General features: G+C 61.5%; 22 protein-coding genes, 2 tRNA genes and 1 pseudogene. 11 read left to right on the forward strand and 14 right to left on the reverse strand.

The genetic code is table 11. The features are described from left to right. The first annotated feature begins 147 nt into the window (after window positions 1-147). Together ABI660_RS10300 and ABI660_RS10305 are read left to right on the forward strand one after the other, a co-directional pair. Window positions 148-1623 (forward strand): PLP-dependent aminotransferase family protein, encoded by a 1476-nt coding sequence (locus ABI660_RS10300; RefSeq protein WP_348067575.1) that lies wholly within the window; start codon window positions 148-150, stop codon window positions 1621-1623. Between the two features lie 31 nt (window positions 1624-1654). Beyond that, a pseudogene (locus ABI660_RS10305) lies at window positions 1655-1870 on the forward strand (helix-turn-helix transcriptional regulator); the annotation flags it as partial. A gap of 432 nt (window positions 1871-2302) precedes the next feature. Here ABI660_RS10305 and ABI660_RS10310 read toward each other — a convergent pair. Beyond that, window positions 2303-2387, reverse strand: a tRNA-Leu gene (locus tag ABI660_RS10310). A 39-nt stretch (window positions 2388-2426) separates the two neighbouring features. Between ABI660_RS10310 and cysM the strand changes: the two genes are divergently transcribed. The 6 genes from cysM to ABI660_RS10340 all read left to right on the forward strand — a co-directional run bounded on the left by cysM (window position 2427) and on the right by ABI660_RS10340 (window position 7183). Further along, window positions 2427-3329, forward strand: a complete 903-nt coding sequence (gene cysM, locus ABI660_RS10315; protein ID WP_348067577.1) for a cysteine synthase CysM — start codon at window positions 2427-2429, stop codon at window positions 3327-3329. A gap of 87 nt (window positions 3330-3416) precedes the next feature. Further along, window positions 3417-3947 (forward strand): NUDIX domain-containing protein, encoded by a 531-nt coding sequence (locus ABI660_RS10320; RefSeq protein ID WP_348067579.1) that lies wholly within the window; start codon window positions 3417-3419, stop codon window positions 3945-3947. Window positions 3948-4124: 177 nt separating this feature from the next. After that, window positions 4125-4571, forward strand: coding sequence for a carboxymuconolactone decarboxylase family protein (locus ABI660_RS10325; protein WP_348067581.1), 447 nt, complete (start codon window positions 4125-4127; stop codon window positions 4569-4571). Between the two features lie 8 nt (window positions 4572-4579). Next, window positions 4580-5473 carry an RNA polymerase sigma factor SigJ gene (sigJ, locus tag ABI660_RS10330; protein WP_348067583.1) on the forward strand — a complete coding sequence of 298 codons (894 nt, stop codon included), beginning with the start codon at window positions 4580-4582 and terminating at the stop codon, window positions 5471-5473. Further along, the gene (locus ABI660_RS10335; RefSeq protein WP_348067585.1) at window positions 5470-6909 is read left to right on the forward strand and encodes an MFS transporter; all 1440 of its coding nucleotides are present in this window, start codon (window positions 5470-5472) and stop codon (window positions 6907-6909) included. Before sigJ ends, ABI660_RS10335 begins: the two co-directional genes overlap by 4 nt. A gap of 198 nt (window positions 6910-7107) precedes the next feature. Next, a tRNA-Arg gene (locus tag ABI660_RS10340) sits at window positions 7108-7183 on the forward strand. 67 nt (window positions 7184-7250) lie between these two features. On the opposite strand, the gene ABI660_RS10345 is transcribed toward ABI660_RS10340, so the two are convergent. From ABI660_RS10345 to ABI660_RS10370, 6 genes are read right to left on the reverse strand one after another with little or no spacing between them, the layout of a single operon-like run. After that, a complete protein-coding gene (locus ABI660_RS10345) occupies window positions 7251-11189 on the reverse strand; it encodes a translocation/assembly module TamB domain-containing protein (RefSeq protein WP_348067587.1) in 3939 nt (1312 codons plus the stop codon). A gap of 8 nt (window positions 11190-11197) precedes the next feature. Beyond that, window positions 11198-13186, reverse strand: a complete 1989-nt coding sequence (locus ABI660_RS10350) for a BamA/TamA family outer membrane protein (protein ID WP_348067589.1) — start codon at window positions 13184-13186, stop codon at window positions 11198-11200. A gap of 9 nt (window positions 13187-13195) precedes the next feature. Then, window positions 13196-14413 carry a VWA domain-containing protein gene (locus ABI660_RS10355; RefSeq protein WP_348067638.1) on the reverse strand — a complete coding sequence of 406 codons (1218 nt, stop codon included), beginning with the start codon at window positions 14411-14413 and terminating at the stop codon, window positions 13196-13198. Continuing rightward, window positions 14407-15342 carry a hypothetical protein gene (locus ABI660_RS10360; protein WP_348067590.1) on the reverse strand — a complete coding sequence of 312 codons (936 nt, stop codon included), beginning with the start codon at window positions 15340-15342 and terminating at the stop codon, window positions 14407-14409. The genes ABI660_RS10355 and ABI660_RS10360 overlap by 7 nt, the downstream gene beginning before the upstream one ends. A gap of 5 nt (window positions 15343-15347) precedes the next feature. Beyond that, window positions 15348-15944: a GNAT family N-acetyltransferase gene (locus ABI660_RS10365; RefSeq protein ID WP_348067592.1), complete on the reverse strand. Its 597-nt coding sequence runs from the start codon at window positions 15942-15944 to the stop codon at window positions 15348-15350. 31 nt (window positions 15945-15975) lie between these two features. After that, window positions 15976-16818 (reverse strand): MoxR family ATPase, encoded by an 843-nt coding sequence (locus tag ABI660_RS10370; protein ID WP_348067594.1) that lies wholly within the window; start codon window positions 16816-16818, stop codon window positions 15976-15978. A 135-nt stretch (window positions 16819-16953) separates the two neighbouring features. On the opposite strand from ABI660_RS10370, the gene ABI660_RS10375 reads away from it, so the two are divergent. Continuing rightward, on the forward strand, window positions 16954-17619 hold the full coding sequence (locus ABI660_RS10375; protein ID WP_348067596.1) for a c-type cytochrome: 666 nt from the start codon (window positions 16954-16956) through the stop codon (window positions 17617-17619). A gap of 97 nt (window positions 17620-17716) precedes the next feature. Here ABI660_RS10375 and ABI660_RS10380 read toward each other — a convergent pair whose 3' ends face one another. The 5 genes from ABI660_RS10380 to ABI660_RS10400 form a co-directional block, all read right to left on the reverse strand. Further along, entirely contained in the window at window positions 17717-18889 is a 1173-nt protein-coding gene (locus ABI660_RS10380; RefSeq protein WP_348067598.1) for a S8 family serine peptidase, read from the reverse strand. Window positions 18890-19137: 248 nt separating this feature from the next. Next, window positions 19138-19833 carry a hypothetical protein gene (locus tag ABI660_RS10385; RefSeq protein WP_348067600.1) on the reverse strand — a complete coding sequence of 232 codons (696 nt, stop codon included), beginning with the start codon at window positions 19831-19833 and terminating at the stop codon, window positions 19138-19140. Further along, a complete protein-coding gene (locus ABI660_RS10390; RefSeq protein WP_348067602.1) occupies window positions 19826-20419 on the reverse strand; it encodes a sigma-70 family RNA polymerase sigma factor in 594 nt (197 codons plus the stop codon). The genes ABI660_RS10385 and ABI660_RS10390 overlap by 8 nt, the downstream gene beginning before the upstream one ends. A gap of 862 nt (window positions 20420-21281) precedes the next feature. After that, a complete protein-coding gene (locus ABI660_RS10395) occupies window positions 21282-22031 on the reverse strand; it encodes a CARDB domain-containing protein (RefSeq protein WP_348067604.1) in 750 nt (249 codons plus the stop codon). 180 nt (window positions 22032-22211) lie between these two features. Next, entirely contained in the window at window positions 22212-22475 is a 264-nt protein-coding gene (locus ABI660_RS10400) for a hypothetical protein (protein ID WP_348067606.1), read from the reverse strand. Window positions 22476-22778: 303 nt separating this feature from the next. Here ABI660_RS10400 and ABI660_RS10405 point away from each other — a divergent pair, with 303 nt between their 5' ends. Next, window positions 22779-24455, forward strand: a complete 1677-nt coding sequence (locus tag ABI660_RS10405) for a hypothetical protein (RefSeq protein WP_348067608.1) — start codon at window positions 22779-22781, stop codon at window positions 24453-24455. A 362-nt stretch (window positions 24456-24817) separates the two neighbouring features. On the opposite strand, the gene ABI660_RS10410 is transcribed toward ABI660_RS10405, so the two are convergent. Next, window positions 24818-25252 carry a DUF1841 family protein gene (locus ABI660_RS10410; RefSeq protein ID WP_348067610.1) on the reverse strand — a complete coding sequence of 145 codons (435 nt, stop codon included), beginning with the start codon at window positions 25250-25252 and terminating at the stop codon, window positions 24818-24820. A 177-nt stretch (window positions 25253-25429) separates the two neighbouring features. Here ABI660_RS10410 and ABI660_RS10415 point away from each other — a divergent pair, with 177 nt between their 5' ends. After that, entirely contained in the window at window positions 25430-25651 is a 222-nt protein-coding gene (locus tag ABI660_RS10415; RefSeq protein ID WP_348067612.1) for a hypothetical protein, read from the forward strand. Between the two features lie 8 nt (window positions 25652-25659). Here the strand turns inward: ABI660_RS10415 and ABI660_RS10420 are convergent, their stop codons facing one another. Then, window positions 25660-26475: an IclR family transcriptional regulator gene (locus ABI660_RS10420; RefSeq protein ID WP_348067614.1), complete on the reverse strand. Its 816-nt coding sequence runs from the start codon at window positions 26473-26475 to the stop codon at window positions 25660-25662. Window positions 26476-26510 lie beyond the last annotated feature (35 nt).

Here is a 26510-nt window from a genome sequence, read left to right on the forward strand (position 1 = left end):
CCCAAGCGTAAAAGGGGCGCGCCGGACGGAACAGGCACAGCGCCTGGAAATGCGAGGGCATCAGAAACGATTGGTGGACTCTGTTATGGTCGATTTCGGCGCTGCCTGTATCTGTTGCGAAACAGCGGCGCCACGCAAGATCAAGCCATGAACAAGCCCAACGACACGCCGCTGTACCAGCAACTTGCAGCCGACTACGGTGAAGCCATCGGTAAAGGCTCCTTGCAGACGGGCAGCCGCATGCCTTCGGTGCGTGAATTGATGCGCCGCCATGAAGTGAGCCTGTCAACGGCCCTGCAGGCACTGCGCGTGATGGAAGACCGCGGCTGGCTTGAAGCGCGGCCGCGGATTGGCTACTTTGTGCGTGCCAGCGCGCCGGCGCTGGCCGAGCTGGCCGACCCGGACTTGCGGACCCCGCTGGCTGCTGAGCAAAGCCGTTTCGGTGATCGCTTTGTCGGGCTCAATGAACGCATCTCCCTGGTGCTGGACAGCGCCCGCCGCGCCGGCGTGCGGGTGGACCTGGGCGGCGCCACGCCCGGCCCCGAACTGTTCGACGTGGTAGCCATGAACCGCAGCGCCGTCGCCTTGCTGCGGGAGCAGCCCGAGCTCATGGTGCTGGGCCGTGCGACCACCGGCGCGCATCCGGAGTTCCAGACGGCGATGGCCCGCCGCGCACTCGATGCGGGGGTGCGGCTGGCGCCACAGGACGTGCTGGCCACCAGCGGCAACACCGAGGCCGTGCATCTGGCGCTGACCGCCGTGGCGCAGCCCGGCGATGTGGTGGCGGTCGAGTCACCCACCTATTACGGTCTGCTGCAGGTGATCGAGTCGCAAGGCCTGAAGTCGCTGGAAATCCCTTGCAGTCCGCGCAGCGGCATCTCGCTGGAAGCGCTCGAACTGGCGGTACGCACCGAGCCGAGGCTCAAGGCGGTGGTCGTCATGCCGCACCTGCAGATGCCGCTGGGCACGCTGATGCCCGACAGCCACAAGGCGGCGCTGGTGGCGCTCTGCAGCGAGCATGGGTTGGCGCTGGTGGAGGACGATTCCTATCGGCTCCTGCTGGATTCGCCCACGCCACCGCGCCCGGCCAAGGCCTGGGACGTTTCAGGCCATGTCATCTATTGCGAGTCGTTCAACAAGACGCTGGCACCGGGGCTGCGGCAAGGCTGGATGAGCGCCGGCCGCTGGCATGAACGTGTGTACATGCTCAAGTTTGCGCAAAGCCGCAACACCGCGCAGTGGGGGCAACTGCTGGCCGCACGCTGGGCTTCGGCGCCGGCGTTTGCGCGCCACCTCCAGCGCCTGCGCACCAGCCTGCGCGGCCAGCGCGAGCAGGCGGCACGTGCTGTTGCCCGCCATTTTCCGTCGGGTACCCGCCTGAGCATTCCACCGGGCGGGCTGAACCTGTGGGTCGAGCTGCCGCCGGGCGCTTCATCTTCCAGGCTGTTCGAGCAGGCTTTGCGCGAAGGCATACGCATTGCGCCGGGTTCCATGTTTTCCAACACCGGGCGTTACGACGGCTTTGTGCGGCTGGGCTGTACCGTGCGTTTCACGGACGAGGTGGAGCAGGCCTACCGGGTGCTTGGCCGCCTGCTCGGCAAGGACGGGCAGACGGGTAGATAGAGAGAGGCAGAGAGTCAGCAGCCGGCTCAGGCTGAGCGGCAACGTGTTTGCCGACCTTGGCCAGCCTGACGCGGACCAGCTCAAGATTAAAACTGGTTTGGTGATTGAGATCAGGAAAGCCATGCGCAATCGTGGCCTTACGCAACAAGCCGCTGCAAAGCGCATGGGCATCACCCAGCCGAAAGTTTCAGACATGATGCGCGGCGATTTCACTAACCTGTCAGAGCGCAAACTGATGGACTGCTTGACACTAGTACTGCAACCCGAAAATATCGAAACATGAAAGCGCGTCTTCGCACCCATGGCGGCGTTGCAACCCTTGCGAAGGCGCCCAGCCTTCGCTGCGGCTTGCGCCTTGCCCTGGGCTCGAAGCCATCACTTTCATCTTGCTTCGCTACTTCCGGGTTGCAGTACTAGGTTATGACATCGAGATCAACGTCAGGCCAGCCAAAGAGGAAATCGGTCATCTGATGTTGACCGCAGCCTGACTGGCTGGGGAAAAAGGTCAACAGGATCGGGTCTCCTTTCCTGCAAGGCAATCGCTGCGCAGACAGAACAAGGGCTAACCACGCAGTTGGCCATGCGGCAACAAGCTGCCCAAGCAGTCGCCGTCATCCATCAGATGCTTGGAGATGATGGTTTTCTTGCGAAGTGGGATAAATACATGGCAGAAAAGCCATGGTGCCCGGGGCCGGAATCGAACCGGCACGCCTTGCGGCGGGGGATTTTGAGTCCCCTGCGTCTACCAATTTCACCACCCGGGCAGGAAGAAGCGAAGAGGCAAATTATGGCACAGTGCAGGTATGAATTATCTGACCATCGAAGACGCCATTGGCAAAACGCCTCTGGTGGCACTGCAACGCATCCAGGCTGACAGCAACTCCCAACGCAACAACGTGGTCCTCGGCAAGCTCGAAGGCAACAACCCGGCCGGCTCGGTGAAAGACCGGCCCGCGCTGTCCATGATCAAGCGCGCCGAAGAGCGTGGCGAGATCAAACCCGGTGACATCCTGATCGAAGCCACCTCCGGCAATACCGGCATTGCGCTGGCCATGGCCGCGGCCATCAAGGGCTACCGCATGGTGCTGATCATGCCGGAGGACTTGTCGATCGAACGAGCGCAAACTATGAAAGCCTTCGGCGCCGAACTGATCCTCACGCCCAAAAGCGGCGGCATGGAGCATGCGCGCGACCTGGCTGAGCAGATGGAAAAAGACGGCAAGGGCCGCATGCTGGACCAGTTTGCCAACCAGGACAACCCGCGTATCCATTACGAGACCACCGGCCCCGAGATCTGGGCCGACACGGCGGGCAAGGTTACGCATTTCGTCAGCGCCATGGGCACCACCGGCACCATCACCGGTGTGTCGCGCTTCCTGAAGGAAAAGAACCCGACCATCAAAATCATAGGTGCGCAGCCGAGTGAAGGCTCGCGTATTCCGGGCATACGCAAATGGCCTGAAGCCTACATGCCGAAAATTTACGACCCCAGCCATATTGACGAGACCGTGCTGGTGAGCCAGCTTGATGCCGAAGACATGTGCCGGCGCCTGGCGTGTGAAGAAGGCATCTTTGCAGGCATCTCGGCCGCCGGTGCCTGCTGGGTGGCACAGGAGATTGCCAAAACGGTGAAAGACGCGGTGATTGTGTTTGTTGTCTGCGATCGCGGCGACCGTTACCTGTCCACCGGCGTGTTCCCCGCTTGACGGATTTTATTGAATAAAAAGTGGCTGTAGCCCTTATATGACGGTCGCAAGCAGCTATCAAAAACGAAGCAACCAGACCAACATGCCATGACCCACGAATTCAAGTTTTGCCCCAACTGCGCAACCCCGCTCGCCATGATCACCGAGATGGAAGACGGTGGCGAGAAAGCCCGCCTGCGCTGTCCGGCCTGCGACTTCACCCACTGGAACAATCCGACGCCGGTGCTGGCGGGCGTGATCGAGTACCAGGGCAAGATCTTGCTGGCGCGCAACGCGGCCTGGACGGCCAAGATGTATGCGCTGATCACCGGCTTCATGGAAGCCGGCGAAACGCCTGAAGGCGGAATCACGCGCGAGATCAAGGAAGAAACCAATCTTGACGTGACCGACCTCAAGCTGATCGGCGTTTATGACTTCCAGCGCATGAACCAGATCATCATTGCCTACAGCGCGGTCGGTCACGGCGAAGTCAAGCTCTCGCCCGAGCTGGTGGACTACAAACTGTATGCGCACGAAGACGTGAAGTGTTGGCCGGCAGGCACCGGCTACGCGATGGCTGACTTCTTGAAGTCCAAGGGTTACAAGCCGGAGTTTCTGGAGTGGGCCAAGCGGGATTGAGTACCTGGCAGCACCTTGGGTGGTGAATTTTCAAGCCTTTTCGGCCTCCAGCCCTTATGTGGCGGGCGCCGACAGCTATCAAATATGTAGCGTGTCATTTATTTTCAGCTTTCACGTCACAAACGGCCACGCTGAATCGTCAATACGGTGTCACCTCCAACTTTTAAAGGAAACACCATGACCGCTACCACCACGGCCAACACCGCTCCCATCCGTCTGGACCTCGTCGTGCCTGAAGTCTTCCCCGCCCTGCTCAAGGTGAGAGAGGTCGTTGATGGACTGGGCCTGGACAAAAAACTTCATCACCTGGTGCACCTGCGCGCCTCACAGATCAACGGCTGCGCCTTTTGCGTGAAGATGCACCTGCGCGAAGCCCGTGAAGACGGCGAAACCCAAGACCGGCTGGACCGCCTCGTTGTCTGGGCGCACGTCAACGATTTCAGCGAAGCCGAGAAAGCCGCACTGGCCTGGACCGAAGCGCTGACCGTGCTCGACCACAAAACCGACTACACCAGCCTGCGCGGCCGGCTGCGCGAATCATTCACCGACAAGGAGATCGGCGCGCTGACCGCGACCATCAGCATGATCAACCTCTGGAACCGCATCCAGGTTTCGGCTCACTAGGCGCCAGCATGCAAGGCATCACTCCCGCCGCCGTGTTTGAAGAAAGGCGCAGGCACCTGTTCGGCCTGGCCTACCGCATCCTCGGTTCACGGGCCGATGCCGAAGACGCCGTGCAGGACGTCTTCATCAAATGGCAGGCCGCCGACCATGCCAGCATTGCCACGCCGGCGGCTTGGCTCACCACGCTTTGCACGCGGCACTGCATCGACATGCTGCGCGACGCGCAGCGCAGCCGGGTGGACTACGTCGGCACCTGGCTGCCCGAACCCATTCACACCAGCACCGAAGAAACCCCCGAAACACATGCCGTGCTGGCTTCGTCGCTGAGCATGGCCTTTTTGCTGCTGCTCGAAAGGCTCACGCCCAAGGAGCGCGCCGCCTACCTGCTGCACGAGATTTTTGAAACGCCCTATGCCGAGGTGGCCGGCATACTGGACATGGAAGAAACCGCCTGCCGCAAGCTGGTCTCGCGCGCCAGCATCAACATCGCGCAGGGCAGGGTGCGCCACGTAACACCGCCCAAGGTGCAGGACGACCTGCTCACCGCCTTTCGCGAAGCCATCACCGGCGGCAGCACCGAGTCGCTCGCCAGCCTGCTGTCGGACGACATTGCTGTAAGCGCCGACAGCGGCGGCAAGGTCCCCTCCATCGAAGGCGTGTTTCAGGGCAAGGGCAGCGTGCTTACGCTTATATCCACCCAGTTGGCCCGCTACTGGGCGGCTTACGAATGGATTCCCTGCGAGATCAACGGCGGCCGGGCCATCCAGCTGCGCGCGAACGGCGAGATCGCGACAGCCATCACCTTTGCCTACAACGACGAAGGCAAGGCGACGAACATCTACATCATGCGCAACCCCGACAAGCTGGACGGGCTGGCCTTTGGGCCGGAGGCGCTGGCATGAGCAACACCTCAACCGGATGGATGGCCCTGCTGACTGGCGTTAACGCAATTCGCACGCTGGCGCTGGTCGGCGGGGTCGCCTTGCATGCCATCAACCTGTATATCGGTACGACCATCCTTCCGACTGTGGTGCGCGATATAGGCGGCCTGGAGTATTACGCCTGGAACACCGCACTTTTCGTGGTTGCCTCCATCATCAGCGCCGCCATGGCGACGCAGGTACTGGGCAAGCTCGGGCCACGGTTTGCGTATGTGGTGGGCGCGGTGATCTTTGCCGTGGGTTCGCTCGCCTGCGCACTGGCGCCGTCCATGCCCGTCATGCTGGCCGGGCGCGTGGTGCAAGGCTTTGGCGGCGGCCTGTTGCTGGCCTTGCCTTACGCCATGATCCGCCTGCTGTATGACGAGGCTTTGTGGCCCAGGGCCATTGGCCTGCTGTCGGGTATGTGGGGCGTGGCCACCCTGGTCGGGCCTGCCATCGGCGGCGTGTTTGCCCAGCTGGATGCCTGGCGCATGGCGTTTGGCACGCTCATTCCCGCGGCGGCACTGTTTACCGTGCTGGCAGTCTGCGTGATTCCCAGGCGCAACAGCATGGACAGGCCGCCTTCTTCAGTGCCGTGGGTCCAGTTGACCTTGCTGGCGGGCGCGGTGATTGCGGTCTCTGCCGGTGGTGTCAGTGCCCAGGCCGCCTGGAATGCCGCCGGCGTGGCCGTGGCCGTCTTGCTCAGCGTGCTGCTGGTCGTCATCGACAAACACGCCCCCAATCGCTTGCTGCCCAAAGACGCCTTTCGCTCTGGTTCTGTCCTTGGCGCGCTGTACCTCACGATGGCGCTGTTGGCCATGATGGTCACTTCCACGGAAATTTTTGCACCGCTGTTTTTTCAGGTCCTGCATGCGCAGACTCCACTCGCTTCAGGCTACCTCGCAGCCATCATGTCGGCGGGCTGGACAGTAGGCTCGCTCATGAGTTCGAGTGCTACCGGGAGCCGGGTCAGGCTGGCGATCCGCAGCGCGCCGCTGCTGGCGCTGGCGGGCATGGTGGCCCTGGCTGTCCTGATGCCTGCGCCTACCGACGGTAACTGGCGAATGCTGGGCCTCCTCTGCATCGCCATGACGGCCGTGGGCCTTGCCGTGGGCATCGCCTGGCCGCACCTGAGCGCCCGCGTGTTGCAGATTGCTCCGCCGGGCGAGGAAAACCTGGCAGCCTCTTCCATCATGACGGTGGAGCTGTTTGCCACCGCCTTGGGCGCCGCCCTGGCGGGCATGGTCGCCAACCTGGGCGGGCTGAGCAGCCCCGGCGGCGTCGCGGGAACTTCCGGCGCGGCGCAATGGCTGTTCGGCCTGTTTGTGCTGGTGCCGGTGCTGTGCCTGTTTACTTCCTGGCAAACAGCCCGTGCGCGACCTGCCATCGAGACAAAAGAAGCCAGCAGCGCCGTGTGACCGCCTGGCGGCCCTGAACTGCGTGTTCGCCTGACATGCCTCGTTCTTCACAGCAGCGTCATTTTAATAATATTTTCGGTCTTCAGCCCTTATCCCACGGGCGTGAATAGCTATCAAAACCGTAGCAATTGGCGGTCTCCGGTGGGTCGCGGGGATGGATCTCGATCAGCGCCGCCCGCCTTGGTAAACTACGCGTCTGCCTTTGTAGCTCAGTGGATAGAGCGATCCCCTCCTAAGGGATAGGTCGCAGGTCCGATTCCTGCCAAGGGCACCATCTTTCAGCGCCATTGCCCTGCTTCTCCGGGCAATGCCTGGGCGTCTGAAGCAAGCCTTTCCCCAGCCTAGTCAAACTGCAGCGTGAAAATCAGGTCCATCGCACTTTGATCGCCGGCCTGGGCGCGCACGGTGAAGCGCTGCGACAGGTCATAAAACACAAACAGTGTGCCAAGCGCGCCCGACAGGCTGCGCTCATAGGCCGCATAGAAGTTGCGCGAAAAGCGTTTGCCCAGCGTGACGGCGCCTTCGGCAGTGCCGCCATCGGTGTTGCTGGCCGCGCCGCGGAAGGACAGCTCGTCCAGTCCCAGTGAAGCAGCCAGCCCGCCGGACATGCCGCCACCGGCCTTGCTGCCCAGCAGCGCAATAGCGGCTTGCTGCAGCAGGGCGGCTTCGGCACCGCCGCTGGCCGAGGCGCGACCGACTACCAGCCAGGAGAGTTTTTCGGCGTCGGACAGCTCGGGCTGCGCGTACAGGCGCACGCGCGGCAGCAGGGCGGTCCCCAGGATCTGCACACCGACGCGCTGCGTGAGGTTGGGGCGAATCGCCAGGATGTCCAGCGTCGGGTTGTCGATGGGGCCGGTAAAACGCAGCTGGCCCTGCTCCACATCCAGGCGCTGGCCGTAGGCGCGGTACTGGCCGCCCACGGTACGCACCGTGCCGTTCAGGCGCGCGCTGCTGAAAGATTCGCCGCTGAGCGCCAGCGTGCCCTGCACACGTGTGTCCAGGCCCTTGCCCTGGATGCGGAAGTCCTGACCCAGGTCAATCTGCACCGCCAGGTCGAGTGCGCGGCCGTCTTTTTCGGCTTGTATTGCGGCGGGCGCATTGGCTTCGGCCGGCCCCTTTTTGCCGGAAGCTGCGCCGCCAGCGCTGCGCACGATTACATCGTTGCCGAGCTGTGGCGTGTTTTCGTCGGGCAACAAAATGCGCGCTTGGTCAATCAGCAACCTGCCGGTGAGCGACGCAACTTTACCGAGCAGGCTGGCCTGGACGTCGCCCGACACCGTGAGCTGCCTGTCGGTGCGCAGGCTGGCGCGCAGGCGCTCCAGTTTGGCGTCAAGCCGCACTTGCGGCTGGCCATCGACCCAGCCCGCCTCGCCCTGCGCGCGCAGCAGGCCGCCCGTGCCTTTGTCGCCGGCGCCCTGCAGGGTGAACTCGCTGATGCGCATGCGGGTGCCGTCCAGCGTGGCGCGCAGCGTGCCCTTGCTGAACTCGATGCCGTCCACCACCGAACGCAGCGCCAGGTCGTCAGCCTGCAGCGTGCCTGCCAGCTGCGGCGCAGAGCGGCTGCCGCTGATGGCGATATTCGCTGCCAGCGAGCCGCGCAGCCGCCAGCCGGGCGGCGCCAGCACCGACCACACGCCAATACGCGGCAGCTGTGCGCGCAGCTGGCCGTTCAGCGGGGCATCGGCCGGCCAGGCCCAGCCGCCGCCGGGGCTGCGTGCCAGGCGGGTGGCGAGCTGGCCGTCGGCGCTGCCGGCACGTTCGCTGTCCCAGCGCAGCGCCAGGGTTACGGCGTCTCCCTGGCTGTCGAGAGACAGGCGTGCTTCTTTGACGCCGGCAGCAATGCGTGTGGCGGCACCCTGCGCGGTTTCGGCCTGGACCGTGATGTCGCCGCTGCTGCGCGCCAGGCTGGCTTTCAGGCGCAGCGTCTTGCCCAGCGCCGCGTCCCACTGGCCATTGAACACGAGGTTGCCGGCCAGGCCCGCGCCGGCCAGCTGCGGCCCGGCAATCAGTTCCACCCAGGCCAGCGGCAAGCCCGTCAGCGCGCCGGCGGTCAGCAACTCACCGGCGCGCCAGCGCACGGGTTGCCAGGCCAGCGTGGCCTGCGAAGGTGTGCCGGCCGCGGCGTTGCGTGCTGGCGCCGTCAGCAGCGCTTCGCCCGCGCCGGTTTCCAGTGCACCCCCGGCCGATGTTGGCGTCCACTTCAGCAGCACTGCTTTTTGCAAGGCCAGTTGCCAGGCGCCGGCGCCCAGGGCCGGGTCTTCCACCGACACCGTGAGCTGCTGCAGCAGCGCTTGCCACGGCGCGTTGCTCCATGCGGCCAGGCTGCCTGGCGTGGGGCCGGTGCGGCCGCCGCTGGCGGCCAGCTGCAGCGCGTAGCGGCGCGCGCTTTCTTCCAGCCGTCCCTGGAGCTTGAGGTTGGCCTGGCTCAAGCGGCCGGCTAGCGTGGCTTCAACGGCACGAAATTTCAGCACGCTGGCAGGCACCGCAGGGCCCGGCGTGGATGTCGTGGACGGCGTTTTGGAGCTGGCGGCGGCGCTGCGCCAGTCCAGCGAAGGCAGGCTCAAGCGAGCCTGCACGGCCGGGTCGCGCCAGCCGCCTTGCCAGCCGAGCTGGAGTTCGGCGCTGCCGCTGGCCGATGCATTTTGCAAAGCCATGGGCGCGCCGGGCAGGCGCTGCAGCCAGCGCAAGGCCTGGGCGGCGTCGCGCCCGCGCAGGCTCAGTTCGCCGGCGCCGCGTGTTTCGCGCAGCTCGCCTTGCACTTGTGCGCTCAGGCCGGGTGCGCTCAGGCTCAGGCGGCCTTTGCCGCTGCGAAGGGCGGGCTGAATGTCCAGCGTGCCGGCCAGCTCGGCATCGTCGGTGCGCAGCTGCAGCTCGGCCAGCGTCAGCGTATCGCCGGCCCAGCGTCCAGTGGCGCGGGCGTCGCGCAGGCGCAAGGCCGCGAGCGTATTGCCGGCCGTGCGTGGGCGCGCAGCTGCGGCCCTGCCGCTGGCCTGCAGCCGGGCATCAAACCCGATGGCACCTGCTTGCCCTTTCAGTTCGGTGCGCCCGTCCACCAGCAGCGGTGCCAGCTGCGTGTGCAGGGCGGCCGGGTTGATGTTTTTCAGCGTGGCCTGCAGTTGCCAGGCTGGCGCCGCGGCGGCAGAAGGCGTTGCTGCACCTGATGCCTCGGTCCATTCGCCGCTGGCAACCACTTCGCCGCCACCCAGCTGTGCCTGCAGGCTGCGCACCAGGGCCGCGCCGCCGCGCCATTCGCCTTCGGCCTGCAGCTTGTCCAGCGGCAGGCGTTGCTGGTCCCAGGGGCCGGGCAGGCTGTTGCTGATGGCGGTTTGCAGTTGCCAGGCGTCGCTGCGGCTGCTGTCCGGCTGGATGCTGAGGGTGCCGCTCAAGCCGGTTTGCGGCGCACCGGGCCAGAGGCTGGCCAGGTCCAGCGCGCGAAAAGTGGCGTCGGCCTGCGTCAGGGGTTGCGCGGCCCAGGGCGTGATGCGCGCCGTGGCGCTGGCTTGTGGCGTATCGCCGGGGCGGGCTGGTGCGGCGCCGAGCTTCAGTTCACCCTTGGCCTGCAGCTCGGCCAGAGGCCCTTGCGCGGTGGCATCAAAGGCCAGCGGCAGGCGCGTGCTGCTGCCAGGCACGGCGGCTTCCAGCACGCCCGAGAGGGCGGCATCCAGCGTCAGCGTACCGGTGGCAACCAAAGTGGCGCGGCCGGAATAGCGCCCGCCGGCCACTTGTGCATTTGCCAGCTCGACTTTGTGCTGTACGCCATCAAACTCAAAACGCGCGCGGACCGCGCTGGCCTCCAATGCAGGTGGGCCCAGCCATTGCAGGCGGCCTATGGCCAGCTCATCCAGCGTGATGCGAAAGGGCAGGGCCACCGATGCCGGCGGACCGGCCGCGGCTTCCGCCCGCGGACGCTGGTCGACCACCCGCAGGCTGGCCGCGGCCAGGCGCTCGAGCTTGAGCGTGCCCGAGAGCAGCGACAGGGGTTGCCACGCCAGCTGAACGCCGTTGGCGACGAGCTGCAGGCCGTCCTGCTGCCAGTCCAGCGTTTCAACCCGGCCACCCGCACGCAGGGAGCCTGTCACGCCTTCCGCCGTGAGCGGCTGCGAACGTGCGACCCAGCGTAGCGCGGTGGCGAGTGAGCCATCGCTGCCCGACCACCACCAGAGCGCGCCCAGTGAGGAAACCAGCACCAGCAGGAGGGTGCCCACGATGGCCGCCAGCGCGCGGCGCCAGCGGCGCGGTGCCCGTGCGGGCTGTGGGGCTGATGCAGAACTGTCTGGCATGGCCATCATCAGAAAACAAAACCCACACTCATGTGCAGCCGCAGTTTTTTGGGCTCGAGCCCGTAAGCCACGTCAATTTGCAGCGGACCGATGGGGCTGCGCCAGCGCACGCCCGTGCCCACGCCGACTTTGGGCTTGAGGTCTTTCGGCCGTTCGGCCACCGAGCCGGCGTCGATGAACAGCGTGTGCTCCCATTCGGTGGGCAGGCCGTTGCGCCGTATAGGACGCTGCCATTCGATGCTGCCGACAGCCATGTAACGTCCCGGCCCGATCACGCCGTTGGCGCGCTCCACACCGATGTCGCGGTAGCCGTAGCCCCGCACCGTGTTGTCGCCGCCGGTGCGAAACAACAGGGTGCCGGGGATGCGCGCCGAGTCGGCCGCCACCACCGCGCCGGCTTCGGCGCGCAGGGAAAGACGGCTGGCGGTCAGCGATTTCACGCCCAGCCAGCGCCCCGTGGTGCGCAGGAAGGGTTTGCGTTCGCTGCCCAGCGTGAGGCCGCCGCCGAGTTCAAACCCCAGGCCGTAACCTTTGCCGGGAAAAGGCAGACTGTCGAAATAGCGGCCGGTCCACACATAGTTGCCGCTGATGGCAGAGCCGTCGCCGGTGTCGCTCTCGGCTATCGCGCTCGCGGTCGGGCTCTTGGCCTGCACACTGGCGCGGTCGTATTGCAGGTACATATTCCGGTCGATACTGTCACCGGCCTGCGAGCGGCCGAACCGCAGGCGCTGCGCGCGCGTGACCAGCTCGTCATCGTCCAGCCGCTCGGCGCGGCCGAGCGCGCCCCAGCGCCAGCCGTTTTCGTCGGGAATGGCTGTCCACTCGGTTTGTGCAAACGGTGACTTGCGCTCCAGCTGCAGCTTGGTGACCGCGCGCCAGCCGATGCCGGGCACGCGGTGGTGCGTGTGTTCTACCGATGCGCGCGGCCCGCCGTCGGTGGTGATGCCCACGCCGAGCACGACTTTTTGCAGCGGGGCTTCACGTACCTGGACTTGCACGGGTGCCGCCGCCGGGTCGCTTTCGGGATCCACAAAGATGGTCGCCGAATCGAAATAACCGCTGGACGCCAGGCGCTGCTGGGCTTCGACCAGCCGGTTCTGGTCATATACCGAACCGGGTGCAAGGCGAGCCAGCCGTGGCACCAGCAGCGGGTCGTAACGCTCGATACCGTTGACCTGCATGGGCCCCAGGCGGTACAGCGGGCCGGAGTCCAGGCGCAGCGACAGGTTGGCACTTTGGGTTGTGGCATCGATGTCTGCCAGGCTGTCGGCCAACCGCCCCGCCGGGTAACGGCGCGCCACCAGTCCGCGCAGGGCCTGGGTTTTGGCGCTGTCCCAGCTGTCCTGGGTGAAACGCTGGCCGATAGGCAGGCGCCAGTCGCGGCGTATTTCCGCGCGCTGTGCCGCGGCATCGGTGTCGGGCGATTCGGCAATGTCACCCGAAAAATCGATGGCCACGCTGCGGGTCTGGGTGGGTTCGCCGGGCGTCACCTCAACCACTACTTTTGGGCGTTGCGTGGTGCGGCCTTCCTGCGTGATGCGGATCTCGGGGCTGAAATAGCCCAGCGTGCCCACCAGGTTGCGCACATTGCGCTCGGCCAGCACGATCAGGCGGGCGAGTTCGGCGTCGTCCAGGTCGGTCACCGCGCGGTAGCGCTGCAGTTCAAGGTGGCGTTCCAGCAGTTCACGCACTGCATCGGGTGCACGCACCTCGATGTCAAAGGCGGTGACATCGGTTTGTGCCTGCGTGGGCCCGATGGAGCCTGCCGGTGTGGGCGGCGGCGCCGCGCTGGCGGGGGGTGGCGCCGGCACGGTGGTCTGCGTGACGGGCGCGGGGTTGGTGGCCGAAGGAAGGGGTGCGGCACTGTCGGAAGGGGCGGCGGGCGCGGCGGGCGCTACAGCCTGGGCTGCAGCAGCGCAGGTGAAAAGGAGGGCGAGCGCGGCGGCCGGTAAATTCCTGGCCGCCCTCCAGGCGAGGCAGGAACGGGAATGGGTCACATTTTCAGTTTACTTGGACAGCAAACGCATTGCCTCTTCAAGCCCCTTGATGGTCAACGGGTACATGCGCTGGTTCACCAGCTGCTGAATCACGCTGATGCTCTGGCGATACTGCCAGACGCCCTGGGGCTCGGGGTTGATCCAGACGAATTTCGGGAAGGCATTGGTCAGCCGCTGCATCCACTCGGCGCCGGCTTCCTCGTTGTTGTATTCGACGCTGCCGCCAGGCTGTAATATTTCGTAAGGGCTCATGGTCGCGTCACCGACGAAGATCAGCTTGTAGTCCTTGTTGTACTTGCGGATGATGTCCCAGGTGGCGAACTTTTCGCTGAAGCGGCGCCGGTTGTTCTTCCACATGAAGTCATAAACGCAGTTGTGGAAGTAGTAAAACTCGATGTGCTTGAACTCGGTCTTGGTGGCGGAGAACAATTCCTCGACGCGGGTGATGTGTTCGTCCATGGTGCCACCCACGTCCATCAGCAGCAGCACTTTCACGTTGTTGTGGCGCTCCGGCACCATCTTGATGTCGAGCCAGCCGGCATTCGCCGCAGTGGACTTGATGGTGTCGTCCAGGTCCAGCTCTTCGACATGGCCTTCGCGCGCGAACTTGCGCAGGCGGCGCAGTGCCACCTTGATGTTGCGTGTACCCAGCTCTTGCGTGTCGTCGTAGTCTTTGTAGGCGCGCTGGTCCCAGACTTTCACCGCGCTTTTGTTGCGGCTTTTCTCCTGGCCAATGCGTATGCCCTGCGGGTTGAAACCGTTGGCGCCAAACGGCGAGGTGCCGCCTGTGCCAATCCATTTGTTGCCGCCCTCGTGGCGCTCTTTCTGCTCTTCGAAGCGCTTTTTGAGCGTCTCCATGAGCTCGTCCCAGCCCATCTTCTCGATCTTGGCCTTGTCTTCGGCGCTGAGCTCAAGCTCCAGGTTCTTGCGCAGCCATTCCAGCGGGATGTCCTTGGTGAAGTCGGCAATCATCTCCACACCCTTGAAGTAGGCCGCAAAAGCGCGGTCGAACTTGTCGTAGTGTTTTTCGTCCTTCACCAGCACGGTACGGCTGAGGTAATAGAAGTCGTCGATTTTGTACGCGCCTTCGCCGATCTCGCCATCCTCCAGCTTGCCACTGTTGGGCCCGACCACGCCGGCCTGCAGCGCTTCCAGCAGCATCAGGTATTCCTTGACCGAGACCGGCAGCTTGGCCGAACGCAGGGTGTAGAAGAAGTCGATCAGCATCTGCAATTCTCCGAACATGTGAAGCGCGGACACGCGGCTTTGTCCTCGAGCGTAAAGATCGTATCTTTGCAACTCGGTAATGTCAGGGTCTTGTCCGGCAAAATTCCCAGGCCTTCAAATTGAGCATCGTAAACAAGGCGCCCTGTCTCCGGATCACGGGACAAAAAATCCCGGCACGTTTCAGAATATCCAGCTACCACTGTCCATTCCTTTTTTGAATCGTTGTGAATAGTGATCAAGCGAGGAACGTAGTTGCCGGTGCTGCGCTGATCTGTCCATTGGTAGTTTGAAGATAACTTTGACAAATTAAATTGCTTGGCAGGAGGCGCCTTCTTCGTCACATCGTTCTTTGCATCCAGAAACCTGATGTCGGCCGTCGTAAGGATTCCCGGGACATCCAAAGTGAAATTTTTAAGTAAAACTTCCTTTGGGATAACAGGGTTGCAGGCATTCCTTAAGGAAGGGTTTTCCAGCACCTTCGCTCGTCTCACATGGACGGGTTTATCGGTTTGGTGCTGATCACCATCAGCTAACCCGCTCGGAACAATTCTGTAAATCCGTTCTTCAGCAGGCCCATCCTCCCGATGTCCGGTTTCCATGAATAAAGTCAGCTTATCACCTGCAATTTTGCCGACCAACTGACCGGTGTAAACCCTGGAGCAATTAATACCACCGCACTCCGAGTAACTTCCGCAGACAGAGTGGCCATTTTGAATCAGTGACATTTCCGCGTAGGCCGCATATTTCTTCCCGAGGAAGCAATGGCGAACAGAAATTTCGTCAAGACTGTTATCCATCTCTTTGTCGCTACAACTTCCCAGCATCCCATAAGAGCCAGTAACATCAGCCGGCTTTTGCGCGGCGGCGAAACCCATTCCTCCCAGCCACACAGCACACAGGATGGAGAGAAGGACGCGCGCGCTGAGCATTTGACTTACCCGCGTGGTTTGTCCAGCAGGTACAGCAACTGCGCCTTCACTTCCGGCCATTCGCCGGAGCGCAGGCTGTACATCACCGTGTCGCGAATCGTGCCGTCGCGGCGCATCGCGTGGCCACGGATCACGCCGTCTTTCCTGGCGCCCAGCCGTTCAATGGCGCGCTGCGAGGCATGGTTGAAGTTGTCGGTGCGCCAGCCCACCACATGGCAGCCCAGGGTTTCAAACGCATGGGTCAGCATTAGCAGCTTGCAGGTGGTGTTGACGTGGGTGCGCTGACAGCGCGCGGCGTACCAGGTGTAGCCAATCTCCACGCGTTTCACTGCCGGCAGGATGTCATGGTAGCTGGTGCTGCCCAGCACGGTGCCGGTGGCCTGGTCGCGCACGGCGAAGGCGAAACGGTGGCCGGCTTCGCGGGCTTTCAATGCATCTTCGATATAGACGCGGGTCTGCTCCGGCTCCGGCACCGAGGTGACGCGCAGCTTCCAGAGCTCGCCATCGGCCGCCGCGGCGCGAAGGCCTGTTTCATGTTCCAGTGACAGGGGCACCAGCTCGACGCCGCGGCCGGACAGGGTGACGGGTTCTACAAAGCTCATCTGGCGAGTCCCTTTACGCAAGCTAGCGGCATCAGCGGTTATGGCGCTGCATGAACACCAGTTTTTCAAACAGGGTCACGTCCTGCTCGTTCTTGAGCAAGGCGCCGACCAGCGGTGGCACGGCCACCTTGTCTTCTTTGCTTTGCAGCGCTTCAAGCGGAATGTCTTCGGCCACCAGCAGCTTGAGCCAGTCCAGCAGTTCGCTGGTGGACGGCTTCTTTTTCAGGCCGGGCAGGTTGCGCACGTCATAAAACGTCTTCATGGCCGCGGCCAGCAGCTCTTTCTTGAGCCCCGGGAAATGCACGTCCACGATTTGCTTCATGGTGTCTGCGTCGGGAAACTTGATGTAGTGGAAGAAGCAGCGGCGCAAAAAGGCGTCGGGCAGCTCTTTTTCATTGTTCGAGGTGATGAAGACCAGTGGCCGGTGTTTGGCCTTGATCAGCTCGCGTGTCTCATAGACATAGAACTCCATGCGGTCGATCTCGCGCAGCAGGTCGTTGGGGAACTCAATGTCAGCCTTGTCGATTTCATCAATCAGCAGTGCAACCGGCTCATCGGCGGTGAAGGCCTGCCAGAGCACACCCTTGACGATGTAGTTGTGGATGTCCTTGACCTTTTCGTCGCCGAGCTGCGAGTCGCGCAGGCGCGACACCGCGTCGTATTCATACAGGCCCTGCTGCGCCTTGGTGGTGGACTTGATGTGCCACTGCAGCAGCGGAAGATTCAGCGCCTGGGCCACTTCCTCGGCCAGCATGGTCTTGCCGGTGCCGGGTTCGCCCTTGACCAGCAGGGGCTTCTTGAGAGTGGCGGACGCGTTGACGGCAAGCATCAGGTCCTGGGTGGCGACGTAGTTTTTGGAGCCTTGGAATTTCATGTTGGGCAGGAAGTAGGAGCTGGAAGGTCGGAGTCAATCTGCGCGGGTTGGCGGGGGCGGGATTCACCCCGGCAGGCCCAGATATAATCAGCGGCTGTTTTATATAACAAATTCTCACCTGATTGTGCGCGCAAAATGACCAAGCTGTTCACCACGCTATTCGCTCTTGCTGTCTCATTTGTGACGGTTTCCGCCCATTCCCAGGACATCAAGGGGGATGTCAAAGCCGGCGAAGGGAAAATCGCCATGTGTATTGGCTGCCACGGCATCAAGGGTTACCAGGCCAGTTTTCCAGAGGTTTACAAAGTCCCGATGATTTCGGGCCAGAGCGCCAAATACATCCAGGCTGCCTTGAATGCCTATAAAAAAGGCGAGCGCAAACACCCTACCATGCGCGGCATTGCCGACACCCTCAATGAGCAGGACATCGCCGATGTGGCCGCTTATTACAGCCAGCACGGTGTGGCAGACAGCGCAGCCGCCGCTTCCAAAACGGTGAAAACGCCCAGCCCGGCCGTCGCGGCTCTGCTTGGCAAGGCCAACTGCGTTTCCTGCCACGGTGCTGATTTCAGTAAACCGATTGACCCGAGCTATCCCAAGCTGGGCGGCCAGCATGCGGACTACCTGTTCGTGGCACTCAAGGCCTACAAGACGGAAAACAATCCCAAGGTCGGTCGCGGCAACGCCATCATGGCCGGCATGGCCAAGCAGTACACCAATACAGAACTCAAGCAGCTGGCCAACTACCTGTCATCGGTGGAAGGCGATCTGAAAACCGTTCCGCAGAGCAAATTCCGCTGAAGGTATTTTTCGCCTCAAAAAAAGCCGTTGGTTCCAGCGGCTTTTTTATTGGCTTGAGGGGCTTGTCGCCACTGGCGGTCTGGCTCAACGCGCCGGGTCAATGCCGGAGTGCTGCGTTGACTTGAAGCAGACCGCAACCGAATGCATCGTCACGCCCCGTCGGGCCCAGGTCTTTTGCGGTCTCGCAAAAATGGTAGGGCGCGGTCATGCTCACTTTTCTTTTGCTCAGCCAGTATGCAAGGGCACCTGCAGCGTAGGCACTGGCATAGGACGTGCCACTGACATAACGTGCGGCAACACCCAGGGGTGCGTGTGGCGCTGGCGCCGCGCCAGGTACCCAGATGTTGACACCGGGGGCCGCCACCGAAATGTATGCGCCATGATTGGCTTGGCTATAAAGCTGTCCTTCGACATCGATCGCAGTAACCGCCAGCATGCCGGTGTAGCTGCTTGCATAGGCGGCAGGGTAAGCGGGCGGCGCGCCGCTGCCATGGTTGCCTGCGGCGGCTGTCAGCAAAACGTCACGTTGCATGAGTTCAGCGATGGTCATTGCGAAGTTCTTGTCGTACCGGCCAGACAAGCTCATGTTGATGACCTGCACGCGCTGTTCCAGTAACCAGTCGGCACCTTGAATCAACCGGTAGCTGGTGGTAACCGCTTGATCCCCTTTGGTCGACATGACAACAGCGTTAAAAAGACGTATCGATGGCGCAATGCGTGCAATCAGGCTTGCGATAGCGGTGCCGTGGGCGGGATGGGCTGGCAGATCCGAGGCCGCGCTTGGACTCTCTGCCGCGAAGGGTCTAGTTGCAAGCGTCACATCACGCAGCCACGCTGTGGGCATCACCTCAGTGTCGAGCATGCCAACGCGGATGGCGCGCAAGGCCTGATGAGTGGCTTTTGATGCTGCACCGGCTTTTGCGGGGGGAGGCGGTAAATCCAGCATTCCCAGTGCATATTCCCTGCCTGTGACACCGGCCTGGGTACGGTACAGGTAGTTGAAGTCCACGCTAACCTGCGAAAACCGTTGCTGCCACCGCGTTACCTGCTGTGCGGCCGTGGCGTGGTCGGCAAACTGAAACAGCGCAAGGCTCCATCCCAGTGTGTTCAACCGGGTGGAGGTGATCGGTTGAATATTTTCATTGGCCAAAGCGCTCAATACATCCTGTATAGCTGCCAGGTCCTTCGACACCAGCAATACCTGGCCAATCTCGACGTCACCGGGCAGTACCGGAGTGACGCTAACCGCGGCCCGCGGGGTCGGAAGCATGCCCGGGTATCTTGGAAGGCTGATGTCGCGCCCGGGTATTGTGCCGGTGCCTGGGGAGCCTGCAGGTACCGTAGTCGCAGGGGGTGAGGTAGGCGGCGGCGGTGGCGTTATGGTCCGGTTCAGCAAACCGGGATTTGGTATGACGGGCGCTGCCCTGAGTGAGCCGGGGTCCGGGGTGTGTTGTGCCAAAGACTCGGATACCCAGGCTGTTTGCAACAGCACGATAAATATCACAATGCGGAGCATGGTCAACGGTCTCCAGCGGGTGTGACAGTCTCAAAAACCGTGGCAGCCTCGCGTTGTAAACGTTGCGCAAAAACGGCCGGGTTGCGCAATTCGGTTTCACCAGTGCTTGCGGGCTTAATTTGCAAGGTATAGATACCCAGCGCTGTGGGGCCCTGCACGATGGTGGCCTTGTAGCGGTGCAGTGTCTCGCTCAATTGGGCTTGCGTCACCGTCGGGCCAATGGTGACATGCAGCAAAACGCCCGTTGAAGCGCCCAGCGCTGGCTCACTCGCGCCGGCGGCGACGTAGTTGGGGTCTTGCTGCATCAATGCTGCAATCACCACCGCCTGCGCCACCAGCAGGCTGCACGCGGTTGCCATGACGGGGATGAAGTTGCGTTGCAGCCAGGCCCGCAACCTCTCTGACCAGCCGCCGCTGGCGGGTGCAGAACGGGCAAACTTTGATTTGCGTTGCGCTTCAATGCGTACGGCAAGCGCCGACCATCCAAGATCTCCGACCGGCAGCGGGTCCAGCGGCTGGTCTTGCATGGTTTTTCGCATGCCTTCCAGCCAGGCCAGCTCAGCTGCCAATTCCGGATACTGTTGCAACCCGGCATGTACTTGCTCCGTTTGCGCAGCGTCCAGGGTCTGGTTCGCATGAAACGGCAACAGTTCGCGCAAGCGTTGCTTGTTAACGGCATCACTGTTGTGTTCAGTCATGGCGGACTCCGGTCATGGGGCCATCGACATCCTTGAACAAGCGCTGCAGACACTCTTTCATCTTGCGGCGCGCATGAAACAGGCGGGTCTTGACGGTGTTCTGTGGGCAAGCCTGCACATGGGCAATGTCGGCCAAAAGCATGTCTTCATACAAGGCCAGGTGAAGTGCCTCGCGCTGGTCCGGCGGTAACTTGCCCGCACAGTGGGCAATCATGTCGTGCTGTTCGCGCTGCACCACGCGCTCGAACCCCGTGGGAGCATCGCACTCGGGTTCTGCAGGGTTTTCAGATGGCGAATCCAGTTGCTCATCAAATGACACGTGCTGATGCCGATAGCGCTCGCGCAACTTGTCGAGCAATTTGTACCGGGCAATGCCCAATACCCATGTACGAATGCTTGATTGCCCCGCAAAGCTGGCGGCATGGCACCACACCTCGTACAGCGCTTCCACAACCACTTCCTGGGCTTGCACCGGGTCACTCAAGCGGCGCATGGAAAACTGGTAGACCGACGGCGCCAGGGCTTGGTAGAAGCGTTTCATGGCTTGCTCGTCACGCTGAACAATAGCGGCAAGGTCAGCTTGCAAGGTCTGAGCTTCCGGGTCCGTCGATGGATCAGCGCGATCTCCCACAAAACCTCCCGAATTGATGGCCGTATGGCGAGCGAATCAATGGCATCGAAATTTTTGGGAGTATAGACCTGCATGGCGTGCTTTGTGTGAGGAAAAGTCAATGTGTGTTGAGTCGGTGGTCGGCGGTGAAAGGTTCAATGAACTTACACATTGGCTGCAAATACTTTGAACCGGTGTGCTGCGCTGTCCGACTCACTGGCGTCACCGGGTAGCGCGCCGGGTGGCACTTAACCCAACCATTGGAGAACATATGAAACCGATCATCTCGCAAGTTACTGCGTCAATAGCAATTTCCATACTGCTTGCCTTGGGAAGCGCAAGCCTTCAGGCCAGGGCCGCTTCGGCGATCGACGACTTTGAGCATTGCACTTGGGGCGATTTTGGTTGCACCAACCCACCCCCAGAGGCAAAGCAACCTGCCGTGAAATCGGATGCGAAGACGCTTCGCGCTTCTCCACCCGGGTCGCTTGGCCGGGGTTAATAGCCAGCTTCGGGTCAGAGGCATTGAGCGCTTTTCCGCTCAACAGCTCTCTGGCCGTTCGAAACTCATCGCACGCATGATTGGAGCGAAACGCTACCCTGCCCGTTGTCGGTGCGCGTCATGGGGTAAGTAACCGGTGATGAGAAGAAATTCCTGGCGCTCTGACGCACAAATTTAAGAGCGGCCCGATGGAGTTGACCACCTGGCCGCCGCGATGCATGAAGAGTGCACTTCGATTAAAGGCACGAACGGGTCGCCGCCTCCCGGTTTCGCCTCACCTCGGCTTGACCCCTGCCACCGGCGTCAACAGCAATAAGCTGCTTTGATGCGCCGGCTTTAATTCGTCGGCCCAACACAGAATGCACTTTGCACATTGTTATTCTCAAAGCGCTCGGCAATTTGTGCATCGGGGTCTGCGGTGATGGTGAAATTGCATTGCGCATTCGAACCTGCGGAATAACATCCGTTTGGAATGGTCACCTTCTTTGCCACGTGCGCGTGAGCTGCCAGAGGCTGTACCGCTACATTCACAATCTGCACCTGCTGCGTGTTCGGATTCACAAATCGGACACGCACCTTGCTATTCGGAGAAGGCACGGTGCCACGGTTATAAACTTCGAAATAGACACGTCTGGAAGGCCCACCCTGGCCATCGTTTGAGCCGCAAAATTCAACCAACGGAAAACCTGTGGGCAAACCCGCTTCTTGTGGGGTCTTGTAAAAACGATAAATGAAAAGATCCGGAAGACCATTCGCCTGGGAAGATTTGGCGGCATTCGGATCAACCGGCGCAGCAGCATTTTCGGCCTGCGGATGTACTGTCGGAGGGGGCGACAAACCCAGTGTCTTGAGCGGCGGGTTAACCGGAGATACATCGGCCTTTGCCGGTTCTCCAGGCGCGCCATACCGGCGAGCGCAATCGCCAATAGCGCCGGGTGCTGCCGGCGGGCAAGGTTTCAGCTGTTGAGTTCCCGCCGGATTGGCTGCATGTGTTGCAGGCAGGAAAGTCACGCCAAGCAACAATGCCAACGCGACCGGATTGGTACGGGAGACGCTGGGCGTTTTTAGAGAAAAGATACTGTGCACGATGAGCTCCTTGATGGGGTTTCGAGTCAGCAAATGCAATTCGTCGTCAAACGAATCGGTGTTGCACCCGTTGAGTCGCCTCAATGTTTGGTTCGGTTCAATTTTTAATTTGAACCGGTGCGATTCAGCGCCGATTCGGGTACCGCATCAGTCTTGTGATGGCAGCCCATGCACTTTGTGCTATTTGCCACCGTTGGTTGTGAGCGTCCCATAGCAGTCCGGCGGAAAGAACTCGTCCAGGTCATCCACACCGTTGTGATTGCAGTCAGATATTTCACGCGGCGGTGCTGATTTCGATGGTGAGAATTTCCGTGGCATGTCAGATCCTGGTGGCGTTTCGATGGCGTGGGATGTTTCGCCCATCGCGTAACAGGAGACAGAAGCGGCAGTGCCGGCAAAGGCCAGTACCAGACTGGCAAACAGGGCTGTACGTGAGGTTTTCATGACGAATTTCCTTCGTTGAGAAGTTCTCAGCCAGTCCGGCTGAGTGGAGTATCAGGCGACTCGCCCGACGCAGGTGAGTCGGAACGCGTCGGTATGAGGTTCAAAAAATTTGAACCACTCCTTCCTCGCTCACACCCCGTGCCCTGAGTCCGTACTCACGGGCATTCATCTCCCTCGATAGAAATTTTGAACCCTTCCGGTACACATCCCGACTCAGTTTTCAGAAGGCGGTCAAACCTGCTTTCAAAACAAGCCACTTCGCGCTGGTGCGAAGGATTCAAGGAAGACCTTAAGGAGTTCATCATGCGTACCATCTCGAGCCAAACCGGAATTCGTATCGCACCTGCCTGGCACTCTGCACTCATGTTGTTGCTGACTGCTGCAATTCTGCTCACTGTGTGCACACCGCTTCGGGCCAAAGATGTGGATATCTGGGTCACATATACCTCTGCCCCAACAATCTACGTTGAGTCCAATGGTGCGCGTTACACCCGGTTATCCTCCGCAAAACACGGTAATCAGCCGATTCAGTTCAATGCTCATTTGCAGATACAGGGTGGACAGGATCGCGTCAGAAAATGGAGTGTTGCGCCGCGCTTGAGCGCCCTTGGCAAAACCTGGGGCTGGGACTGGAGCGTGAACTCCGGCACCAGCCGCCCACCCGAGTCGGATTGGGGCATTGTGAGCAAGAGCTACGGACACGGCGACCGGCCCACCAACGTCGACAAGTTCATTACCATGAACGTAGGCCGGCATTACGTTGAAAGCTTTGCCGTCGATGTCTGTAATGCGCATGCTGGTACCCAGCGTAGTCAGGGAAAAGGCAATACCGCGATCTTCGATAGCCCGTACACGCTGCACATCAGAACCACCAGCAAATACAACATCACCTATACCAATATTGCCGACACCGACAGCTGGCAAATTTTCGAATCAGAACCGGATGCGGAAGCGTATGCCAAGGTCGTCTGCATGAAATGGGCTGGTGCGCAGGTACCTCCAGCCACCAGCGACCTGCAAGCGGGAATAGGTGTCACGCAATCGTCACTCACCATTATTGAAACGGCGACTGTCAATGGTGCATGCAAGGTAAATCTATCTGGCGTGATTGAAACCAATGTCACCAACGCGCAGGTGAAGTTCCGCTATGAACATACGAACGGAACGAAAAGCGACATTAAAACAGTCACTACCGACCACTCTAAAACCGCTTTCTTTTCATACAAATACGATGTGCCGAACAACCCCAATGGGGGGGAGGCAGGCAGCATCCGCATAGTCGGTGTTTCGCCCAAGTTTGAGTCAGCCTGGAAGACTTATGACATGGAGTGCAGAAACCCTGCTCCCCAGGGCTTGCAGGCCGCCACGGTGCCCAAAGTCAGCATGAATGTCGAACCCGGCCTCACCGTCATGGTTGATGGACAAATCTGCCCTAGCGCGGTATTGCTGCACACCACGATCACTGCGGGCAGTGCGTTTCATGGCAAGGGCCTGTTTCTTGGCGATCATTTTCTGACTGCCCCAGAGGATATTGAAGTGTCTGTCAATCAAGTCAAGCACGTATTTGGCAAACGTGAGCTGAGCTGGAACCCGACTGGCGGTGGAATCGCCGGTACGCTGGCGGCCCCGCCCACGGGAGGCAAACCGCCCATGAAGACGCAACAGATACGCATCGGCTTTAATCTTGCCAACCTGGAAGGCAAGGTCATAGCCCAGGCCGCGCAGAAGATGTACAGCATCACTTGCAAAGAGCCCAAGCTCAATCCGGGCATTCCGCATTCAGACAAGCCTTTACTCAACGCGCCAAGAAACGACTCCAGCAAAAACCTTCCGCTGCCCGTGCTGCAAGGCCCTGCGGTACTCAAGCTACCAGCAGTACCCAGCGCACCTGCTCGTTCCAGCCCGGCACCGCAGAATCGTGGAGCGCAGCGTGCGCCCACATCGTCCATGCCACGAACACAGCCATTGAGAGCACTCTGAAATAAAAAAGCCGCTGATCCAGCGGCTTTTTTTATGGGCCGACGACGCGGGCGCTCAAAGGGAACTCTTTCTGTTTCAAGCAGGGGCCGCGGGTCTGGCTTTGCCGGCCCGCAGGCGCAGCGGCCCCTCGGTGAGGCCTCCTTCGACAAGCTCAGAATGAACGGGATAACGGAGGCTCTTCAATTCAAGCAGGGGCCGCGGATCTGGCTCTGCCAGTCCGCAGGCGCAGCGGCCCCCTCGGGGCTGGTGCCTGCGGCTCCGAACCTGCTTGAGCAGGTTTGGACAGGCATCAGAAGCGAAGCCTCTGGCGAGCGGCGGCCTGCAAGGTGCAGGGCGCTACACGCAGTGAGCAACCGTGGGGGCTAATCCTTGGTCGCATGCCGCTGCACACAGGCCATGTAGGCCGCACCGTCGGGCGGGCGACCGGCGCGCTGGCTTTCCCAGACCATCTGGCCCAGGCAGTCCATGGCCTGGTGGTGGGCTTCGTGCAGCGAGTTGCGCCGCGCAGTCAGCAATTCAACAGCCTGCCGGATGCCGCGCGGCTGGTCGATGGAGCACTGTTCGCTGATCGACAGGTGCATGGACAGGTGCAGAAAGGGGTTGGCTTTGCCGTCTTCAAGGTCGTACATCTTGTTCAGCGCAGCATCGGCATCGGCGAAGTCGGCGTGGTATTCGGGGTGCTCCTCCATCCATTGGCTTGCTATGATTTCAATAGCTTCCAGCGCTTGCCCTGAGCGGGCTTTGGCGTAAACAGAGCAAAAGAAACGGCGGACGTCGGCTTGCGAAGGGGTGAACATCCGGCAAGCGTAGCATGCGGGCTTTTTCCGTTGCCCGAGTGGTGTTTCCCGGGCGGAAGATGACCCGGCGGTAATGTCCTACGCGGTTTTTGGCTGCCTTCGCGTAGATTACGCACACGGCAGCGTGATCCCGGCAAGCGCGCGCCGACCTATCTATCATCCGGCGAGGAGAGTTTCATGAATGCAATCAGGATCACGGGCATTGTTTTGATCGTGCTGGGCCTGGCCGGCTTTTTTACCGGTGGTTTCAGTTTCACCAAGGACAGGACGGCCGCCAAGATAGGGCCTATCCAGCTGACCGTCAAGGAAGAAGAGTCGATCAACATCCCGCAGTGGCTAAGCATAGGTGCGATAGTGCTGGGCGCCGTGGTGCTCGTCATGGGCGCTCGCAAGTCCTAACTCCGCTTCTAATTTCGCTGAGCGCCGAGTAAGCGCGAAATCATTTGCGCGGCGGCCAGCAGGGCCGGCAGCATGTTTTCCTGCATCACTTTGGCACTCGTACGGTTGGCCTGCCCGCTGATGTTCAGCGCCGCTACCGTGCGGCCCAGCCGGTCATGAATCGGCGCGGCCATGGACACCAGGCCTTCCTCGAGCTCCTGATTCACCAGGCACCAGCCTTGGCGGCGAGTCTGTGCAATTTTCAGGCGCAGCGCTTCCAGATCCGTCACCGTATGGCGAGTCAGGGGCTCTGGCCTGGAGGACTGCAGGCAGGCTAGCGTTTCTTCTTCCGGCAGTCCGGCCAGCAAGACCCGCCCCATGGATGTGCAATAGGCTGGCAGGCGCGAACCGATGCCCAGGGTGATGCTCATGATCTTGTGGGTGGACACGCGCAGCACATAGACGATGTCGGTGCCCTCCAGCACGGCGGCAGAACACGACTCCCCGACTTGTCTGGTCAGAGAGGACATCACCGGCTCGGCCAGGTTCCAGATCGGCATGGACGACAGGTAGGCAAAGCCCAGGTCCAGGATGCGCGGGGTCAATGAAAAATACTTGCCGTCGCTGACAACATAGCCAAGTGTCTGAAGCGTCAGCAAAATCCGCCGGGCGCCGGCGCGGCTCAAGCCGCTGCGCTCCGCCACCTCGCTCAGTGTTTGTCGGGGCGCCTGCGCGCTGAAGGAGCGGATGACTTCCAGCCCGCGCGCGAAGGACTGGACATAGCTGTCGCCCGGTGCGGGACCGGGGCGACCGTCGGGACGGGAGGACGATGCAGCAATTGCCATAGGTGCCAAAATCTCCTAAAATTCATTATACGAAC

This window comes from Polaromonas sp., from assembly GCF_039930745.1.
Lineage (GTDB): Bacteria > Pseudomonadota > Gammaproteobacteria > Burkholderiales > Burkholderiaceae_C > Polaromonas.

Coding starts and splice junctions, on each gene's coding strand:
- ABI660_RS10335 (WP_348067585.1), top strand. CDS start 5,470: ATGAGCAACACCTCAACCGGATGGATGGCCCTGCTGACTGGCGTTAAC.
- ABI660_RS10320 (WP_348067579.1), top strand. CDS start 3,417: ATGACCCACGAATTCAAGTTTTGCCCCAACTGCGCAACCCCGCTCGCC.
- ABI660_RS10385 (WP_348067600.1), bottom strand. CDS start 19,833: ATGACTGAACACAACAGTGATGCCGTTAACAAGCAACGCTTGCGCGAA.
- sigJ (WP_348067583.1), top strand. CDS start 4,580: ATGCAAGGCATCACTCCCGCCGCCGTGTTTGAAGAAAGGCGCAGGCAC.
- ABI660_RS10365 (WP_348067592.1), bottom strand. CDS start 15,944: ATGAGCTTTGTAGAACCCGTCACCCTGTCCGGCCGCGGCGTCGAGCTG.
- ABI660_RS10360 (WP_348067590.1), bottom strand. CDS start 15,342: ATGCTCAGCGCGCGCGTCCTTCTCTCCATCCTGTGTGCTGTGTGGCTG.
- ABI660_RS10420 (WP_348067614.1), bottom strand. CDS start 26,475: ATGGCAATTGCTGCATCGTCCTCCCGTCCCGACGGTCGCCCCGGTCCC.
- ABI660_RS10300 (WP_348067575.1), top strand. CDS start 148: ATGAACAAGCCCAACGACACGCCGCTGTACCAGCAACTTGCAGCCGAC.
- ABI660_RS10370 (WP_348067594.1), bottom strand. CDS start 16,818: ATGAAATTCCAAGGCTCCAAAAACTACGTCGCCACCCAGGACCTGATG.
- ABI660_RS10325 (WP_348067581.1), top strand. CDS start 4,125: ATGACCGCTACCACCACGGCCAACACCGCTCCCATCCGTCTGGACCTC.
- ABI660_RS10345 (WP_348067587.1), bottom strand. CDS start 11,189: ATGCCAGACAGTTCTGCATCAGCCCCACAGCCCGCACGGGCACCGCGC.
- cysM (WP_348067577.1), top strand. CDS start 2,427: ATGAATTATCTGACCATCGAAGACGCCATTGGCAAAACGCCTCTGGTG.
- ABI660_RS10375 (WP_348067596.1), top strand. CDS start 16,954: ATGACCAAGCTGTTCACCACGCTATTCGCTCTTGCTGTCTCATTTGTG.
- ABI660_RS10400 (WP_348067606.1), bottom strand. CDS start 22,475: ATGAAAACCTCACGTACAGCCCTGTTTGCCAGTCTGGTACTGGCCTTT.
- ABI660_RS10380 (WP_348067598.1), bottom strand. CDS start 18,889: ATGCTTCCGACCCCGCGGGCCGCGGTTAGCGTCACTCCGGTACTGCCC.
- ABI660_RS10410 (WP_348067610.1), bottom strand. CDS start 25,252: ATGTTCACCCCTTCGCAAGCCGACGTCCGCCGTTTCTTTTGCTCTGTT.
- ABI660_RS10405 (WP_348067608.1), top strand. CDS start 22,779: ATGCGTACCATCTCGAGCCAAACCGGAATTCGTATCGCACCTGCCTGG.
- ABI660_RS10355 (WP_348067638.1), bottom strand. CDS start 14,413: ATGCTGATCGACTTCTTCTACACCCTGCGTTCGGCCAAGCTGCCGGTC.
- ABI660_RS10415 (WP_348067612.1), top strand. CDS start 25,430: ATGAATGCAATCAGGATCACGGGCATTGTTTTGATCGTGCTGGGCCTG.